This is a genomic window from Algoriella xinjiangensis, from assembly GCF_900115015.1.
In the GTDB taxonomy this organism is placed as follows: Bacteria; Bacteroidota; Bacteroidia; order Flavobacteriales; family Weeksellaceae; genus Empedobacter; species Empedobacter xinjiangensis.
In genome coordinates this window covers 124053-142003 of the sequence record NZ_FOUZ01000001.1, presented here as the reverse complement: position 1 = coordinate 142003, position 17951 = coordinate 124053, and the positions used below count along the sequence as shown (strand labels likewise).

Sequence of the window (17951 nt, the reverse complement as noted above, 5' to 3'; positions counted from 1 at the left end):
GGGAAACCGTAATTCCAGATTAAATTTTTATTTTACATTTGTAACTGAAAGGAACTCACAATAAGGATTATTCCGTTGTGAAAACATTCAAGGTGGGGCAACTCGCCTTTTTTTATTTTTATATGTTTTGTTCTCAAATCAAAAAAAGCAGCACAACGAATTGTACTGCTTTTTTTTATTTATAAAATCTAAATTAATCTTCAGATTTATATTTTCTTATTTTGCTTTATACTTTGCAAGCCCGTCATTCAACCATTTTAGATAAACTTCGATATCAAGTTCGGCTTCTAATGGCTTAGAAAAACGATTTAAATCTTTGTCTACTAAAATATAATATGGTTGTGCATTTGCATTAAAATGCTCTATCTCGAAAGCTGTCCATTTATTACCAACCGTTTTTAATTTACGGTCTAACGCTTTCGAATATACTTTTTGATCTTCTGGCAATTCTTTTGCTTCGTCAACATATAAAGAAACCAAAACAACATCTTCGGCTAATATTTTCTTTACACGTTCATCGCTCCAAACACGCTCTTCAACTTTACGGCAATTTGCACATGCATGTCCTGTAAAATCTAACAACATTGGTTTACCAACTTTTTCTGCATAAGCAGCAGCTAATTCAAAATCCTTGAAAGCAGGAATTCCATATGGTCCTTCTACCATATTTGGATCTTCAAATTTTACAGCAGTTTGTCCGCTTCCTACACCTTCATGAAAACCACGAGGCGATTCAGAATAAGTCATTGGTGGCGTTAATCCACTTAAATATTTTAATGGAGCTCCCCATAAACCAGGAATCATGTACACTACGAATACAAATGCGAATAGTGAAAAGAATAATCGTGGAACACCAATTGTTTGTGTTGGTGCGTCTAATTCTAATCTAAATTTACCTAAAAGATATAATCCTAAAAGGAAGAAAATTGCAATCCAAAATGATAAAAATATTTCTCTTGGTAACCAATTCATTTGCCATACTAAATCTGCATTTGATAAGAATTTTAATGCAAATGCTAACTCTATAAATCCTAATGAAACTTTGATTGTATTTAACCATCCTCCAGATTTTGGCATTGAGTTTAACCAACCTGGGAACATTGCAAATAATGTAAATGGAATGGCTAAAGCTAATGAGAATCCGAACATACCAATCATTAACGAATAGTAATTTCCGCCTTGTGTAGCCTGTACTAATAACGAGCCAATAATTGGACCTGTACACGAAAACGAAACCAAGGCTAATGTAAATGCCATGAAAAATATTCCGATTAATCCGCCTTTATCAGCGCCTTTATCGGCTGCATTTACCCATTTACTTGGTAAAGTCAATTCGAAAGCACCAAAAAATGACACTGCGAATATGATAAAAACGACAAAAAATGCTAAGTTAACCCAAGGATTTGTAGACATTTCATTTAGAACAGATGGACCAAATAATACAGTCGCTAATAAGCCCAATAAAACGTAGATTACAATAATTGATAAACCGTAAATAAAAGCTTTTCCTACACCTTCTCCTTTCGATTTACTTTGTTTGGTAAACATACTTACCGTCAACGGAATCATCGGGAAAATACAAGGCATTAACAAAGCTGCTAAACCTCCTAAAAATCCTAAAGAAAATATTTTTAATAAACCATTATCTTTCTTCTCATTATCTGCCAATAAAGAATCATCAACTTTTTTGATTGTATCATTAGTTGATGCAATTGACGCTGTAGAATCTACTGTAGACACAGAACTATCAACTGTTGCAACAGGAACAAGAACAGAATCTGCTAACAATTTATCTTCCGTTTTAGCTTCTTCTTTTTTATCCTCTACAACTGCTTTTGGCGTTAATTTTACCGTTCCACTTGTTTCATCTGGAGGCAAACAACGTTCGGCATCACACATCTGAAACTCGATTGTATAACTAACGTTTACTGGTTTATCGCCAGAAACTTTTACTTTTTGAACAAATTTTACTTGATTTTCAAAATACTTTTCATCTTGTTCAAAGATTTTACTGTATTTATCAATTCGATTTCCAACCTCGCGTACACCGCCAACTAATTTGGCATCTGCAGGAGATTTAAATGTTGCACTCGCCGGAATTCCAATTCCTCCATCAGGATGTTTTACAGAATAAAGGTGCCAACCTTTATCTATTTTTCCTGTTACCTCAATCTCAAACTCATTTTGTCCAACTTCTTTTACAGAACTCGACCACTTAGCAGGACTAAATAGTTGTGCATTTACTAAAATTGGAAACAAAAAAAGTATCCAAAGTTTTTTTAACATAGTGTGATGTTTAAAAAGTTTTTACTTGTTTTTGTTGTTTTAAAACGTTCATCCAAACGATAATTTACCACCCAAATTATATCATCATTTTGATCACATAAAAGCCAAACTTGCTCTTTTTCTAATTTAGAGAGTTTTAAATCTTTCATAAACTTACTTATCAATTTTTTTTGACCTTTCATTCCTATCGGATAAAAGTAATCTCCTTCTTTCACTTTTCGCAGTTTAAGCGGAAACGAAATTGATGTAAAGTCTACTATTTCAGTGGTATTTTCGTGTGGATTTATCGATTTCACGAACTTCAAATTTAACGAATTGATTTCAATAAAATCGTTTAAAATCGTGATTTCATTGTCATTTATCTCTTCAATACTTTTTAAAAGTAAATATTCGCGATCTTTGATTAATCTATAAGTTGTTGATTTTATTTCACTTCCCGTTTCCGAATCTAAAAATTTTATAATTTCGTTGGGCGAATTAAAATTGTATTTTTCAAATAAATAATGAATATAAGTTGCTAACGGATTAAGTTTTCTTAATTCAGAAATCTCTATTTTTATTGGATTAGTTCCTGTAAATAAACCACTTGTAATTTCATCAACTCGTTGTTGTACAATCAAATAATTATCATTGATATGATTTAAAGTAGCCAAAAAATTCTCGTCAAATTGCGAATGAATTTCTTTTAGAACGGGCGAAATATGATGTCTAATTTTATTTCTGGTATAATCGTCTGTTGCATTTGTATAATCTTCTCGCCAAGCCAAAGTGTTATTTTCAGCATATTCTAAAAGATTATTTTTAGTAAATTCTAACAAAGGACGAAGTATGCGACCATTATCAATCTGCATACCAACCAAACCTTTCAATCCCGTACCACGAGACAGATTAATCAAAAAAGTTTCGAGATTATCGTCCAAATGATGAGCAGTCACTAAAAAATCTAACTGATTAATTTTCTGAATTTCTGCAAACCAATCATAACGCAAATTACGACAAGCCATTTCTACCGAATAATTTCCGGTTTTTTGATATGCCGCCACATCAAACCGAACCGAATGAAATGGAATATTATATAAACCACAATAATTTCGAACAAATTCTTCGTCGCCATTTGCATCTTCGGCTCTTAACTGAAAATTGCAATGCGCAACCTGAAAATTAGCCGAAGTTTGACGAAATAAATCTAACAAAACCATACTATCAACTCCACCACTTATCGCTAATAAATAACGATGCGTTGCAAAATTATGATTTTCTAGTATTCCGTTAAATTGAATTTGTAGTGATTTATTTTTCATTGAATTATTGTGCAATTAACGCTAAACTTTTCAAAGTATTTTATATAATTCTTTGAATGTTTTATACAATTTTCTATAAAAATAAAAAGCCTGAATAAATCAGGCTTCAATTATTTTAAACTTTCTAAAGATTTATTTTCCAGAATTTCTAATGTCGAATCTCGCAACTCAATCATCACTCTATTCAGCGAGCAAACGCCTTCGTTAGGACAATCATCACATTTTTCGTAATAATTTTTACTCACGCAAGGTAAAAGTGCGATAGGACCTTCGAGAACACGAATTAAAGAAGCTAAACTGATATCTTTTGGTTCTTTTGCCAAATAATATCCGCCTCCTTTTCCTTGTTTTGAATTTACAAAACCAAGTTTCTTTAAATCCAACAAAATAGCTTCCAAAAATTTTTTCGGAATTACTTCTGTCTCAGAAATTTGTCCAATCAAAACAGGTTTATTGGTTTCTTGCCTGGCCAAATGTGCCATTGCTTTTAATCCGTATTTCGTTTTTTTAGATAACAATTTTATATCGATTTAACTACAAAAATAACATTGTAAGTCCTATAAAACAAATATAAATCGAAAACGTTTGAAATGATTTAAAAATATTTTATTAAAAAATCGACAACCTTTTGTGTTATTGGTTTATAGGGAAAATTTAAAAATTTGGATGGAGATAACAATCTATTCACTTTAAGAATTGGTTTTAAATGTGAAAAATCTTTAAACCCCTCATAACCAGTTGAAGCTCCAATTCCTGAATTATTTACACCACCAAAAGGTAAATTTGGATGAAGAATATGTACCAAAGTTTCATTAATTACAACTGCGCCAGAAGAAGTTTTTGTTTTGATTTGAGTAATAAAATTTTTATTATTGGATAAAATATATAACGCTAAAGGTTTTTCTTTCAGATTAATAAACTCAATTACTTCATTTATTTCTTTAAATGCATAAATAGGAAAAATTGCACCAAATATTTCTTCTTCATTAATTAAAGCATCATATGAAACATTTGTTAAAAGAGTTGGTTTTATGTATAATTCATTCTCTAAATATTGATTTCCGAATGGACAATTTGCACCTTTTGAAATCGCATCATCAATCAAATTTTTTAATCTTTTAAAATTCGTTAGATTAATAATTCGAGCCAAATCATTTGATTTTGAAAGATCATTTCCAAAAACTTTCTCTATATGTTTCGAAAAAGTTTCAATAAATTCTTGTTGAAATTCTTCTTTAATCAAAATATAATCTGGTGCAATACATGTTTGTCCAAAATTAATTAATTTTCCCCAAACCGCTTTTTCTACCACTTCTTGCATCGGAAGTGTACCGTCAATAATCAAAGGTGATTTTCCTCCCAACTCTAACGTAACCGACGCTAAATATTTTGCGCCAGCTTCCATCACTATTTTCCCAACTTTTGGAGAACCCGTAAAATGAATGTGATTAAATTTTTTCGTCAATAAATACGTTGTTTCCTCTACACTTCCGTCAATTAACGCAACATAATTTGTAGGAAAAACATCACTGATTATTTTTTCTAATACAGCTGTAACATTTGGCGTAAATTCTGAAGGTTTAAGAATTGCAGAATTTCCTGCCGCAATACACGCAATTAAATGGATAATGGACAATTGAAAAGGATAATTCCAAGGAGAAATAATCAAACAATTTCCCAAAGGTTCTGGCTGAATTTGAGCTGTAGATCCAAAAAATAATAAATTATTTTGTACCGTTTTTACTTTTGACCATTTATTAAGTTTTCTCAAAAACAACCGAATTTCTGATAAAACAGGAAAAATTTCTGTCGAATCTGCTTCTATTTTTGATTTTCGTAAATCTAAAAATAAAGCTTGTTCAATTTCTTCGCGGTGATTTAAAATTGATGTTTTTAATTTCCTCAAATACGCTTTTCGTTCTTCAATTGTTAACGCAGAAATTAACGACCTATTTTCGATTTGATTAGCATAAATATTATCTATTTTATCTTTAAAATTTTCCATTGCAAGCTTTTGAGAATGTTAATTTATTAAATAAATTTTAAGTATTTAGATTATTCGTTTATTTTTATAAATTAAGCGCTATAAGTAAAAAAGTATGCAAAATAATTTGACTTTAATTGATAAATTAAATCACATCAAAAATCTATTTATTTTAGGAAAAAGTGACGGTAATTTAAATGAAAAAGAGATTCAGATAATCTCTGAAATCGCGAAACATCATCAACTTTCTATCAACGAAATAAATTATATTTTGAGTGATAAAACTCAACTTCCCTTTTCGCTTCCTAAGACATTTACAGATAGATTAGCATTATTGTATGACTTAGTTTTGTTGATGGTTTCTGATTTATATATACATGAAAATGAAAGAGAATTATGCATCGATTTAGCCAAAAAATTTGAGTTTAATCCACAAATAATTGATGAATTGACCGAAGATATTTTAAGTTTTGTAATCGAAGGAAAAGAATGTGACGAAGCAATGAATTATTTGATAAAATATGCACACCCGAAACAAAATTTGAATTGATTCATTAACATATTTTATGTATAATTTAAAATTTTTAGAAAATTTCTTAAAACAATATACAATAACCGATTATACTTAAATTATTTAGCCATAAGTGTTAAATAATTATCATTTTAATAACAAAAACCAATATAGACAACGTGTAGTTTTAGACAAAATTTTAAAACCACATTATGAAAAAAAATATTTATTCTGTAAGTATGTTATCAATTATCAACAAATGAAACAATTTATACTCCAAAACAATGATTGCAATTTTGTTTCAATTTTTCAAGAGGGTAAAGAAATTGGAAATATACAATATATTGGAGTAAATCCATTTCCTTCTATTTTTGATTATTTTAAAGTCATAAAAAAAGGAAATCTTAAAACCATTAATTATTATGATGAATATCTAAAAGATTTTAATCATAAACAAGATTATACTTTTGATTCCAATAATTATCTAATAACATTTACAATAAGTTATTTCAATAATACAAGTAGTTCATTTACAGCTTATTTATATTATTAAATAATAAAAATCCCTCAATATTGTTATTGAGGGATTTTTATATTATCTTAAAATGATTTTACAACCATTCTTCATCGTCTTCAACATCTTCTAATTCAGCATCAATAAACTGAATGTAAAATGCAACGATTTCATTTTTATCATTATATCCGAAATATGCAGGATAAATTCCTTCTCCAAAACCAGCTTGAAAAATTGGTGCTTTAAACTCAGTTCCAGGAACAGTCCAATTAATCCAATCTCCTTCTTCTGACTGATATTTTGGGTTATTTTTAGCGTTTTCTATAAACAAAGCATTAAAATAATCATCGTAAAGATTTGTATCATTTCCTTTGTTTTCGAATTCGTCAATAAATTTAACAAAATCATCTTTTGCTTCCGCATCAACAATTGTAGCTAAACCACTTTCGATAGAAAAACCAAAATATTCTCCTTCTTGTAATTCCTCAATTAGCTCGATACCTTTCATCGCTTCTTCGTAACGAACTGGTTTTTCGTCAGAAAAAGCAATTCTTACACAACCAATTAGGTTTTCTACTTCACCATCATCTTCGTATTTTACAATACTTGCGGTAACAGGAAAATTACCTTTTGGCGTTTCCAAGAAATAAGGATCTTTATCTACGGCAAGATATTCTCCTAAAGGATCATTAACAAAAATTTTTCCTGATGGTAAAGAAACATCTCCCATGTTAACTTGGTCAATTTCTACACCTCCAATTTCTTTATCTGTAAAATATTTTTCTAAATCGTTTGGCGCCAAAGTTAATTCTCTTTTAGCTTCCCAAGTTTTTAACCATTCTGCTGTTGGTTGCATAATATTTCGTTTTAATTGTTACAAAAATACACTAAATAATAATAGGAGTTAAGGTTTTAAATGTTAGTGATTGGTTAATTTATTTTTCGAAGTTTTTTTCTTAATTCGTTTTTATCAATATCATATTCTAATTTCATAATATAAATCAAATCGTCCTCTGTAAGTAGATTATTTTTGTAATATGAGATTAAAATTGGCTGAATTTTAGTAAACTCATCCAACGATTTTTGTTTAAAATTAACTTCAATAAATTGATTATCTTTCGTTTTTAAAGTTAGTTGATTGTTAATTCCGTGCGAACCATTTTGAGATTCAAATTCACCAAAATCTTTAACTTTTTTACCTTCATAATCATTGTTGTCAATATTAATTGAAAGAAGATTATCGATTGGATAAAAATCATTTTTAACCTCAATTCCTTGATTAGAAAAAGTTAATTTACCATCAAAATGACCTTCTAATTTTGTTTCGGGTTTTTTAAAATATCCATTCAAATAAGCAACAATTGTAGCTAAAACTCCAATAAAAATGTAATAAAACGTATCATTCTTAAAGATTTTAAATTCTAAAAAAACAAAACTAATTAACGAAACAGCCAAAAATGAAACAATTAATTTAATAAAATTTTTCGGGCTTTTTTTCGGTTTTTCTTTGACAAAAACGTCAAAACTGTATTTATCCATGTGCAATTTCTTTTCTAACTCGACTTAAACTTTCGGGTGTTATTCCTAAATAAGAAGCAATCATCCATTGTGGTATGCGCGAAAGTTGGTTAGGGTAGAGGCGTATAAATTCTAAATAACGTGTTTTTGCAGTAGCGCCTAAAAGCAAATTAATGCGATCTTGTAAACTACGAACATGATTTTGAACTAATTTATTTTGAGCAACTAAATATTCTGGATTAAGACTTACAATCAAATCCACAAGTTTTTCATTTAATAAAACAACTGTAGAATCTTCTATCGCTTGTATATAAAATTTAGATTGTTGTTTACAAAAAGCACTATTTCTGTCGCTTACAATCCAGTTTTCTGTACCAAATTGTAAAACATGTTCTTTTCCATTTTCATCTATTGTATATGAACGAATAACGCCAGATTCTACAAAAAAATAATCTTCAGAATATTCTCCAGGAACTAAAATAAATTCATTCTTTTTGAATTGTTTTACAACCAAAACGTTTTCAATTTTGTTCCATTGTTCTTCCGTTAAATGAACAATATTTAATAAATGTTTTTTATAATTTTCCATACATAGGTTTGTATATCTACAAATTTACTAGATTTTATCGAATAAAAAATAATGTAATAAAAATTGTTACATTTAAAATTTGTTTTTATATTTGCAGTATTAAATAGATTATGATGAATAATTTACGATTTGCAACTGCATTGCATATTTTGGTGTTGGCAGATAAGTTTAAAAATGAGATAATTACTTCGGATTTTATTGCAGGAAGCATCAATGTAAATCCAGTTGTGGTTCGTCGCGAAATTAAATTTTTGAAAGAAGCAGGTTTTATCGATTCTAAAAAAGGAAAAGAAGGTGGGTGTTTTTTAATCAAAAATGCAAACGATATTTTATTGGGCGATGTGTATAAATTGGTAAATCAAGAAAATGTTTTTGGTAAAATGAATCATACAAATCCCGAATGTCCAATTGGTAAAGCAATGAATCAAAATCTTGAAACATTGTTTAGCAATACCGAAAATCAATTAATTAAAACGTTAAATAATCAAACATTAAGACAATTTTCTGATCAATTTCAGTAAACTTTTTTTATCTTTAATTGTAACAAAAATAATTACATTATAAACATATAAATTTAAACAAAATGAGAGTAGCATTAATTGGAGCAACAGGTTTTGTAGGCTCACAAATATTAAAAGAATTAGTAGAACGTAATCAGTCAATCAAAGCATTTGCGCGTAATGTAGAAAAAGTTCCGGCAAGTAAAAATGTAGCAACTGTGGCGTTAGATGTAAATAATGTACAAGCTTTGGCAACCGATCTTAAAGGTGCGGATGTTGTGATAAGCGCTTTTAATGCGGGTTGGACGAATCCTAATTTGTACGAAGATTTTATAAAAGGAGCAAAAGCAATAGAAGAAGCAACAAAATTGGCGGGTGTTAAACGTTTAATTGTAATTGGTGGCGCAGGTAGTTTGTACGTTACAGATGATTTGCAATTGGTTGATACACCAGATTTTCCAGAGCAAATAAAACCAGGCGCATTGGCGGCTAGAGATTATTATAATATCTTAAAAGAAGACAATGATTTGGATTGGACAATGTTTTCGCCAGCTCCAGAAATGCACCAAGGTACTTCGGGAACGCGTCAAGGTACGTATCGTTTGGGAACAGATAATCCTGTTTTTGATGCCGATGGACACAGTATTTTATCTGTAGAAGATGTTGCGGTTGTTATTGCAGATGAAGTAGAAAATGCTAAATTTATAAAACAAAGATTTACAGCTGCTTACTGATTAAAAGTTAAATAAATAAGATTAAGTAATTAAAACTTGAGATGAAATTATTTGGTACGATTTATGAATTTTATGTATCAAATGTAAGTAAAATGAAGTTGTATGTAGGAGTTGGCTTAGTCATCCTAAGCTTGGGTTTGGTTTTACTTTGTTCCTTTTTAGATTTTAATCAATTATTTGACAAATTATTGGGTTTTGTAATTTTAATAAGCAGTTTATTGGCCGCTTATTTAGGAGTTAGTAGAATTTTGAGTTTCTTTGATTACAATCGTATCATAAAAAAAGGACTAAAAGTAAAAGCACACATCGTAGAAGTTAAGAGAACTTTATTAAGTGTCAATCATATTCCAGAATATATTGTGGAAGTTTTTTATAAACATCCAACTACCGAAGAAATGTATTATACCGAATTTGAGTATTTTGGAGATGTAAAAAATGATGTTTTAATAAAAAAAGGAAAAGAAATAGATATTATAATCGATCCTCGAAATCCAGATAATATTTATTTTAAAAATCTAGTATAAAATTACTTAATTACATAAAAAGAGATTCATCATTTGATGAATCTCTTTTTTTTATGGTTCTGTTTCAATTTGAAATTCATAAAAAAAACACTTCATTACGAAGTGTTTTTCTCAATTATAATTTTGTATTTATTTGATATATGTTTTATTTCCGTTACTGTTTATGTAATATTTTCCACCATTTGGTCCTACATAAACTTTGTGTCCATTGTATGTACCTGCTGTAGATGTTTTTGCAACAGTTGTATTTTTAACTTCTTTTTTTGTCGTATTTGCCTTAGAAGTCATGTCTTTTTTAGTCGCTTTTACATCTTTCTTCGCTACATCTGCTTTCTTCGTAGTTTCCATTTTTACAGCTTTTAAATCTTTAGTTGCTTTCGCATCCATTTTTTTAGCTGTTGTATTGGCTTTTTGTTCTACTTTTTTCGCATCCTTTTTTACAGTTGTTTTAACTGGCTCTTTTGTTTGAGCTAAAACTGCAGTTGATCCTACAAATGCGAATAAGCTTAATGCGATTGCTGTTTTTTTAATTAAATTCATAGCTTTTTGTTTTAATATTATTTGTTTAAGTTTTTTTGAAAAATTATTCGATGACTAAAAAACAATATATATACCAAAACTAAAAAAGAAAACTTAAGATTAGCTTAAGACAAATTTTTATTTCAAATGATCTAACAACATTTCTGCAGTCGCAGGATTTGTCGCAAGCGGAATATTATGTACATCGCATAATCTCAACAACATATTTACATCAGGTTCGTGTGGGTGTTTTCCCATAGGATCACGAAAAAAGAAAACCATATTTGTTTTTCCTTCTACAACGCGCGCTGCAATTTGAGCATCTCCACCAAGTGGACCCGAAAGGTAGCGTGTAACCGTTAAACCAGTTTGTTCGGCATATTTACCTGTCGTTCCTGTGGCAACAAAAGTAATTTTATTATTGTTTAAAGCATCTTTGTGTTTCATTAAAAAATTAACCATTTCAGCTTTTTTTCCATCATGTGCGATTAATGCTATTTCCATATCTTTTTCTATTTGACTGATAAATCTTACTTTTGTACAAATTTAAAAGAACAATCTTAATTTATAGATACGATTAAGATTATAAATCGGATATAAACCATGAATTTTAATTTACTAACGGTAAAAGAGATTATCAAACTAACGGATGATGCCGTACAAATTAGTTTTGATGTTCCAGAAGAATTACACACAGCATATAATTTTTTACCAGGACAATATATAACGCTAAATATCAACGGAGAACGCAGAGATTATTCTTTGTGTACATCGCCAAATGATAAAAAATGGAGTATTGGAGTAAAATCTCAACCAAATGGTAAAATCTCAACTTATCTTTTTAATGAAGTTAAAGTTGGCGATCAATTAGAAGTTTCTACACCAAGCGGTCGTTTTACAATTCCTACAAAACCAAATGAAAAGCGCACATTAATTGCTTTTACAGCTGGTAGCGGAATTACGCCAATTATGAGTATGTTAGAGTTTACTTTGCAAACGGAAGAATGGGTTAATTTTCATATTTTTTATGTCAATAAAGACGAAAATTCAATCATGTTCAAAGAGCGTTTAACGCAATTGAAACAACAATATCCAAACAACGTTTTTATTCATCATTTCTATACAAGACAAGAGCAAGAAAATTTTATTTATAATGGACGAATTGATGAAAAGAAATTCGATTTAATTTTAAATCAAATTATTGACATTAACGAAGTTGATGAAGCGATGGTTTGTGGACCAGAAGAAATGATTTTGACTTTAGCGAAGAAAATTAACGAAGCCGGAATTATCGAGAAAAGAATTCATTTCGAATTGTTTAATCCATCGATCAAATCAGAAAATATTTTCACAAAACATGATGATGGACCTCAAACAGTACAAGTTTCTGTAACATTAGACGGTGAAACGACAGAAGTTACGTGGGATAGAGGAAAAAATTTGATTGATACAATGATTGACGCTGGTGTAGATGCGCCATATTCTTGCAAAGGAGGCGTTTGTTCGTCTTGTTTATGTAAAATTACAGAAGGAGAAGTACATGTTGGTGACAATTATGTTTTGACTGATTCTGATTACGAAGATGGAATGACATTGGCGTGTATATCTCGTCCTAAAACAGCTACTTTAGCAATAGATTTTGATGATGTTTAACTAAATATTTTCAATAAACGATACCAAAAAAAGCGAACTATTTAGTTCGCTTTTTTTATTTATAAGTAGATAATTTTATTCTTCGTCAAACATATCTTTAAACGAAATAATTTCTCGTCCAGGTAAAATAAGATTTAGCGCAACACCTATTATTGATGCTAAAGCCATTCCTTCTAACGAAAACATATTTCCGATGTGTATTGCAGCGCCACCAATTCCGATAATTAAAATGACAGATGAAATAATTAGATTTCGTTTTATTTTAAAATCGACTTTATTTTCGATTAACATTCGTAAACCGCTAGAAGCTATAATTCCGAACAATAAAATAGAAACGCCGCCCATTACTGGCGATGGAATTGTACTTAATAATGCTGAAATTTTTCCGCAAAATCCAAATAAAATTGCGAAGCAAGCTGCGCCAATAAAAACATAAATACTAAACGCTCTTGTTATGGCTAAAACACCAATATTTTCGCCATAGGTTGTGTTTGGAGGTCCACCAAGACAAGCGGCAATCATTGTTGCAACACCATCTCCTAACATAGAGCGATCTAACCCAGGATCTTCAATTAAATCTTTGTTTACAACTTTACTTAAAACCAATTGATGTCCGATGTGTTCTGCAATTGGAACAATTGTTACTGGGATCATTAAGAAAACAACATACCATGATAATGATGGTTGATAATCTATAAAAGGAACTGTAAAAGGTGGAACCATAAACCAACTTGCTTGTTTTACGGGTTCTAAATCGACAACACCCATTGAAATTGAAAAAAGATATCCACCAATTATACCAACTAAAATAGGAATAACGCTTAAAAATCCTTTGCTAAAAATTGCTGTAACAATCGTAATAATTAATGTTACGAAACCAATTGTAACATAGGTTAAATCGTATTCTCCAGACGGATTATTTGTCACCATATTGATTGCTGTAGAAGCTAATCCCAATCCAATAACCATAATTACTGGGCCAACAACAATAGGAGGTAAAAGATTCATTAACCATTTTGTACCCGCTTTTGCAATTAATAATGCAACAATAGAGTAGGTAACACCAACAAGAAAACTCCCAACTAAGAAACTCCCAACTTCAATTCCGCTTGTCGGGTTTGCTTCCAAAGCTTTCATTGCAATAATTGGGTTGATAAAAGCAAAAGATGAACCTAAATAAGAAGGCACTTTTCCTTTTGTGATTAAAATAAAAACTAAAGTTCCTATTCCGCTCGAAATTAAGGCTATTGCAGGGCTCATTCCTGTAAGCGCTGGCACTAAAACTGTTGCGCCAAACATTGCAAATAAATGCTGAATACTCAGTAATATTCCTTGTCCTAATTTGGGTTTTTGATCGATTGCTAAGACAATATTATTGTCATTTTCTTGCTTCATTTTAAAGAAATTGGATGTAAGTGTTTGTTTTGCAAAAGTAGTTTAAAAACAGAGTTTTTAATTGAAATTTTATAAGTTTTTCTGCGAATTATGTAAGAAGTAAATCTATCAAAAAGTAGAAATTTGTAAAAGAAAATAGAACAAATGGAAACAAACGAATTAAAATTTAAAACAAATATAAATTGTAGTGGTTGTGTAAGTAAAGTAAAACCATTTTTAGACAATTTAGAAGGCGTAGAAGCTTGGGAAGTTGATACGGATAATGTAGATAAAATTTTAACAGTTAAAACAAAAATAACTGATGAAGATATTATCGATACAATAGAAGAAGTGGGTTTTAAAGCCGAATTGATACAATAATTTAGATATTTTGGGTTAATTTTAAAGGATTCCTTGCTAATTTCAGCAAGGAATTTTTTTATGTTCTTATTTTATTTGGACTAACACCACATTCTTTTTTAAAGGCGACAGAAAAAGATGAAGGCGACGAATAACCTACATTGTACGCAATTTCTTTTATTGATAAATCCGAATGTTTTAGTAAATGTAAAGCTTGTTCCATCCGAATTTGTGATGAAAATTGAAATATGCCCATTCCGAAAAGTTCTTTAAACCCTTTTTTTAGTTTAAAATCGTTTATTGCAAATTGAATTGATAATTGTTCAATCGTATAAAAATCTTTTGGATGATTGAGAATGAAATCATGAATTTCATGAAGTATTTTTACATCATTTTCCTTAAAACTAGAAGTTAAGGAGTCGATTTTTGTTAATTTATACGTTTCAATCCATTCAAAAATTAACTGAAGAATATTCATTATTCTACCTTTCATAAAATATTGCCTCGGAATTCCAGTCAATATACATTCTTTCATTTCCAATAAAATATGCAGCATTTGCGGTGTTATCGGAATCCCATCTTCTACTAATCGCACAAATTTACTTTTATCAATAGAAGAAATAAAGCTTTTTATAGATTTTGTTTCTTGTATAAATTCATGAAAAAAAGTTGTGTCAACATAAAGATCCAAATTAGTGTAAGTAATATTTTTTTTGAAATAAATTTCTACATTAGATTCATCGGGCGTATAATAAATGTAATTGTGGAAAGGCAAATATTCATTTTTCTGATTATTTATTTTATCCTCTAAAATTTCTTGATTCAAGAAAAATGCAATTTGCATATAGTCGTGTGCTTTTGTGGTGTATTTGGACGTATGATTTTCAAAATAAGTACACGAATATTCTCTCACAGTAAAATCTGGACTATCATAAATATAGATGGTTGAAAATTGACCTAATTCATTTTTTAGCATTTTTATGGTTCTGTCCTCAGCATCTTGACTAAAAAAAATAGTAATCTCTTGCTCTAATTCACACTTCTCTTTTCCAACTCCCATATTCAAATGTTTTTATCCTAAATACGAAATTTTAACATAACGATAAGATTTACTTTTGCGCTGTAAATTTAATTAAACTAATTCTAAATAAACAATATGTTTAAGAATAAAATCTTATTAGGCTTAATTGTACTTCCTGCAATTGCATGGGCTCAAGACCAAAATCAAGTAAAAGGAAAGATTACAAATCAAGAAGATAAACCAGTAATTAATGTAAAAGTTATTTTGAATGATGGCGAACAAATAGTATATACAAATAATATTGGTGAATATCAATTTTCGACATTAAACAATGGTTCGTACGATATTCGTGTAGATGATCCAGAAATTATACAGAGTTATACCTTTATTGTAAATGGAAATGAAACCATTGTATACGATTTTGTTAAAGCTACTTCGGTTTATCAATTAACAACTGCAAATGTAGTTGCTAATCGTACAACAATTCCTTCATCAACATTACGTTTGGGCGAAAATTTATTGGTTACACCTCAAAATATACAAGTGATAGATCAACGATTGTTAAATGATCAAATGATTTTAACAACTGCCGAAGGTTTATCTCGAAATGTAAGTGGAGTACGAACAATTACACATCAAGAAGAAGGTAGTGTTGGTATTGCGGTAAGAGGTTTTCAGGCTTCTAATCTACGAAATGGAATGGATGTAAGCGGTAGTTTTGGACCATTGCGCGAAGATATGTCTTTTGTAGATCGTGTAGAATTTGTAAAAGGCCCGGCTGGTTTTATGATGGGAAATACGCAACCAGGTGGTTTTTATAATATTGTAACTAAAAAACCAATGGGAAATAATCGTAAATCGGTTCAGATGACATTGGGAAGTAATAGTTTGTACAGAGCAACAGCAGATATTGACCAAAAATTAAGCAAAGACGGAAAGTTTTTGGGTCGATTGAATTTAATGGGAACAAAAAAAGGAAACTTTCAACAATATGTAGAGCATGAACAGTTTGTTGTTAATCCATCTTTTAAATACAATATCTCTGATGATACAAATGTGACGTTAGAATATATTTATTCGCAGAATAATTTTGCAGGTGGTTTTTCTAAATATGCGTACGGTATTGATGGTTTTAAAGAAGTTAAAAAATCATTCACATTTAATGATCCAATCGTAGATCCAACCAAATCGTGGGAACATAATGTATTCGGAACCATTAATCATAATTTTAATGAAGATTGGATGATAACGGCTCAATTTGGTTATGTCCGTTCCGAAATGGAAGGTGCTTCGATGTACTCTAACTACAATACAATTGCTTTAAAAGACGATCCAATTACTGGTACAAAAAAAGGAGATGTAACAAGAAATTTAAGTATAAATGATGCCTTAAATACGACAACTGTTGGACAAGTTTTTGCGCGAGGTAAATTTAAAACTGGTAGCGTTAATCATACTATTTTAGGAGGTTTAGATACAGGTAAAAAGTTTTATGTTGCAGATTGGTCTGTTGCGGGTTCTATTGTAGATGCCTCAAAAAAATTACCAACAAATGAGAAAGGAGAAGTAATTTTTAATATTTATAATCCTGTTTACGGAAACTTGACAAAGAATATGTTGCCAACTTATGATCGTTCAAAATCATTAAGAGAACGTGGTGCAGCTTATCTTTCAGATTATTCGTATATGTCGGTACATATTCAAGACGAAGCGCGTTTTTTGGATAATAAATTAAGAATTGGCGCAGGTTTACGCTATACTTCTACAACCAAAGAGTCTAAAGCAGATAATGGTAGAGAAGTAAAAAATAATGCAGTTACACCTCGTTTTAGTATCACGGGTTTAATTACACCAACATTTACAGTTTATGCTTTGTATGATGAGTCTTTTCAAGAACAAACAGGTGTTTTGTTAGATGGCGGAAGTGCAGATCCATCATTAGGTAAAAACAAAGAAATTGGATTTAAGAAAACATGGTTTGGCGGTAAATTGATGACAAATTTAACAGCTTATCATTTAACTAAAACAAATATGTTGACTTCTGCTGGTAACGAGAATCCAGGAAAGTATGAACAATCTGGTGAAGCAACTTCTAAAGGAATTGAATTAGATGTAAATGGAACGATTAACCGTAATTGGAATATTTTATTCAACTATGCTTATACAGATGCTAAAGTAACAAAAGATAACGATCCCAAAAAAGTAGGAGGTATGTTGTATGGTACTGCAAAACATATTTCGAATGCTTGGGTAAAATATACGATTACTGATGGCGATTTAGAAGGTTTAGGTTTCTCTGTAGGATATGAATATCAAGCAAAACGCGCAGTATGGCCAGTTGTACAAGATCATAAATATCTACCAGACGATTTATTTTCGTTAGATCTTGGTGTTTCTTACCAAAAAAGTAATTATCAAATAGCCCTTTTGGTTAATAATGTTACAGATAGATACAATTATGTAGGACATTATCCTGGTGCTTGGGGATACACACATTATGGTTGGCGAGTTGTTAATCCATTAGGATTTAGATTGAATTTGGCTTACACATTCTAAACAAATA

General features: G+C 30.1%; 19 protein-coding genes. 8 read left to right on the top strand and 11 right to left on the bottom strand.

Going from position 1 to position 17951, the window contains the following annotated elements:
- Positions 1 to 216: 216 nt before the first annotated feature.
- From BM072_RS00665 to BM072_RS00650, 4 genes are all read right to left on the bottom strand, one after another.
- A complete protein-coding gene (locus tag BM072_RS00665) occupies positions 217 to 2286 on the bottom strand; it encodes a protein-disulfide reductase DsbD family protein (protein ID WP_092905540.1) in 2070 nt (689 codons plus the stop codon).
- Positions 2280 to 3587: a tRNA lysidine(34) synthetase TilS gene (tilS, locus tag BM072_RS00660; protein ID WP_092905538.1), complete on the bottom strand. Its 1308-nt coding sequence runs from the start codon at positions 3585 to 3587 to the stop codon at positions 2280 to 2282. Before tilS ends, BM072_RS00665 begins: the two co-directional genes overlap by 7 nt.
- A 110-nt stretch (positions 3588 to 3697) precedes the next feature.
- A complete protein-coding gene (locus BM072_RS00655) occupies positions 3698 to 4105 on the bottom strand; it encodes an RrF2 family transcriptional regulator (protein ID WP_092905537.1) in 408 nt (135 codons plus the stop codon).
- Between the two features lie 77 nt (positions 4106 to 4182).
- Positions 4183 to 5592, bottom strand: a complete 1410-nt coding sequence (locus BM072_RS00650) for an aldehyde dehydrogenase family protein (protein WP_092905535.1) — start codon at positions 5590 to 5592, stop codon at positions 4183 to 4185.
- A gap of 94 nt (positions 5593 to 5686) precedes the next feature.
- On the opposite strand from BM072_RS00650, the gene BM072_RS00645 reads away from it, so the two are divergent.
- Positions 5687 to 6121: a hypothetical protein gene (locus BM072_RS00645; RefSeq protein ID WP_092905533.1), complete on the top strand. Its 435-nt coding sequence runs from the start codon at positions 5687 to 5689 to the stop codon at positions 6119 to 6121.
- Positions 6122 to 6341: 220 nt separating this feature from the next.
- Positions 6342 to 6635: a hypothetical protein gene (locus BM072_RS00640; RefSeq protein ID WP_125113048.1), complete on the top strand. Its 294-nt coding sequence runs from the start codon at positions 6342 to 6344 to the stop codon at positions 6633 to 6635.
- Between the two features lie 58 nt (positions 6636 to 6693).
- On the opposite strand, the gene BM072_RS00635 is transcribed toward BM072_RS00640, so the two are convergent.
- The 3 genes from BM072_RS00635 to BM072_RS00625 all read right to left on the bottom strand — a co-directional run bounded on the left by BM072_RS00635 (position 6694) and on the right by BM072_RS00625 (position 8703).
- A complete protein-coding gene (locus BM072_RS00635; protein WP_092905528.1) occupies positions 6694 to 7452 on the bottom strand; it encodes a DUF4241 domain-containing protein in 759 nt (252 codons plus the stop codon).
- Positions 7453 to 7526: 74 nt separating this feature from the next.
- Positions 7527 to 8135 carry a hypothetical protein gene (locus tag BM072_RS00630; protein ID WP_092905526.1) on the bottom strand — a complete coding sequence of 203 codons (609 nt, stop codon included), beginning with the start codon at positions 8133 to 8135 and terminating at the stop codon, positions 7527 to 7529.
- Positions 8128 to 8703: a Crp/Fnr family transcriptional regulator gene (locus BM072_RS00625; RefSeq protein ID WP_092905524.1), complete on the bottom strand. Its 576-nt coding sequence runs from the start codon at positions 8701 to 8703 to the stop codon at positions 8128 to 8130. The genes BM072_RS00630 and BM072_RS00625 overlap by 8 nt, the downstream gene beginning before the upstream one ends.
- Before the next feature lie 113 nt (positions 8704 to 8816).
- Here BM072_RS00625 and BM072_RS00620 point away from each other — a divergent pair, with 113 nt between their 5' ends.
- The 3 genes from BM072_RS00620 to BM072_RS00610 all read left to right on the top strand — a co-directional run bounded on the left by BM072_RS00620 (position 8817) and on the right by BM072_RS00610 (position 10461).
- On the top strand, positions 8817 to 9224 hold the full coding sequence (locus BM072_RS00620; protein ID WP_092905522.1) for an RrF2 family transcriptional regulator: 408 nt from the start codon (positions 8817 to 8819) through the stop codon (positions 9222 to 9224).
- A 62-nt stretch (positions 9225 to 9286) separates the two neighbouring features.
- Positions 9287 to 9937, top strand: coding sequence for an NAD(P)-dependent oxidoreductase (locus BM072_RS00615; RefSeq protein ID WP_092905520.1), 651 nt, complete (start codon positions 9287 to 9289; stop codon positions 9935 to 9937).
- 92 nt (positions 9938 to 10029) lie between these two features.
- Positions 10030 to 10461 carry a hypothetical protein gene (locus BM072_RS00610; protein ID WP_143080467.1) on the top strand — a complete coding sequence of 144 codons (432 nt, stop codon included), beginning with the start codon at positions 10030 to 10032 and terminating at the stop codon, positions 10459 to 10461.
- 129 nt (positions 10462 to 10590) lie between these two features.
- On the opposite strand, the gene BM072_RS00605 is transcribed toward BM072_RS00610, so the two are convergent.
- Complete coding sequence (locus BM072_RS00605) at positions 10591 to 11001, bottom strand: hypothetical protein (protein ID WP_092905516.1); 411 nt, start codon at positions 10999 to 11001, stop codon at positions 10591 to 10593.
- Between the two features lie 117 nt (positions 11002 to 11118).
- The gene (locus BM072_RS00600; RefSeq protein ID WP_092905514.1) at positions 11119 to 11484 is read right to left on the bottom strand and encodes a methylglyoxal synthase; all 366 of its coding nucleotides are present in this window, start codon (positions 11482 to 11484) and stop codon (positions 11119 to 11121) included.
- A gap of 99 nt (positions 11485 to 11583) precedes the next feature.
- On the opposite strand from BM072_RS00600, the gene BM072_RS00595 reads away from it, so the two are divergent.
- Positions 11584 to 12633 carry a 2Fe-2S iron-sulfur cluster-binding protein gene (locus BM072_RS00595; RefSeq protein WP_092905512.1) on the top strand — a complete coding sequence of 350 codons (1050 nt, stop codon included), beginning with the start codon at positions 11584 to 11586 and terminating at the stop codon, positions 12631 to 12633.
- 75 nt (positions 12634 to 12708) lie between these two features.
- Here BM072_RS00595 and BM072_RS00590 read toward each other — a convergent pair whose 3' ends face one another.
- Positions 12709 to 14028 (bottom strand): solute carrier family 23 protein, encoded by a 1320-nt coding sequence (locus tag BM072_RS00590; RefSeq protein ID WP_092905509.1) that lies wholly within the window; start codon positions 14026 to 14028, stop codon positions 12709 to 12711.
- A gap of 144 nt (positions 14029 to 14172) precedes the next feature.
- On the opposite strand from BM072_RS00590, the gene BM072_RS00585 reads away from it, so the two are divergent.
- Positions 14173 to 14388 (top strand): heavy-metal-associated domain-containing protein, encoded by a 216-nt coding sequence (locus tag BM072_RS00585; protein WP_092905507.1) that lies wholly within the window; start codon positions 14173 to 14175, stop codon positions 14386 to 14388.
- A 58-nt stretch (positions 14389 to 14446) separates the two neighbouring features.
- Here the strand turns inward: BM072_RS00585 and BM072_RS00580 are convergent, their stop codons facing one another.
- Complete coding sequence (locus BM072_RS00580; protein WP_092905505.1) at positions 14447 to 15427, bottom strand: helix-turn-helix domain-containing protein; 981 nt, start codon at positions 15425 to 15427, stop codon at positions 14447 to 14449.
- Positions 15428 to 15523: 96 nt separating this feature from the next.
- On the opposite strand from BM072_RS00580, the gene BM072_RS00575 reads away from it, so the two are divergent.
- A complete protein-coding gene (locus BM072_RS00575; RefSeq protein ID WP_092905503.1) occupies positions 15524 to 17944 on the top strand; it encodes a TonB-dependent receptor domain-containing protein in 2421 nt (806 codons plus the stop codon).
- Positions 17945 to 17951: the final 7 nt, after the last annotated feature.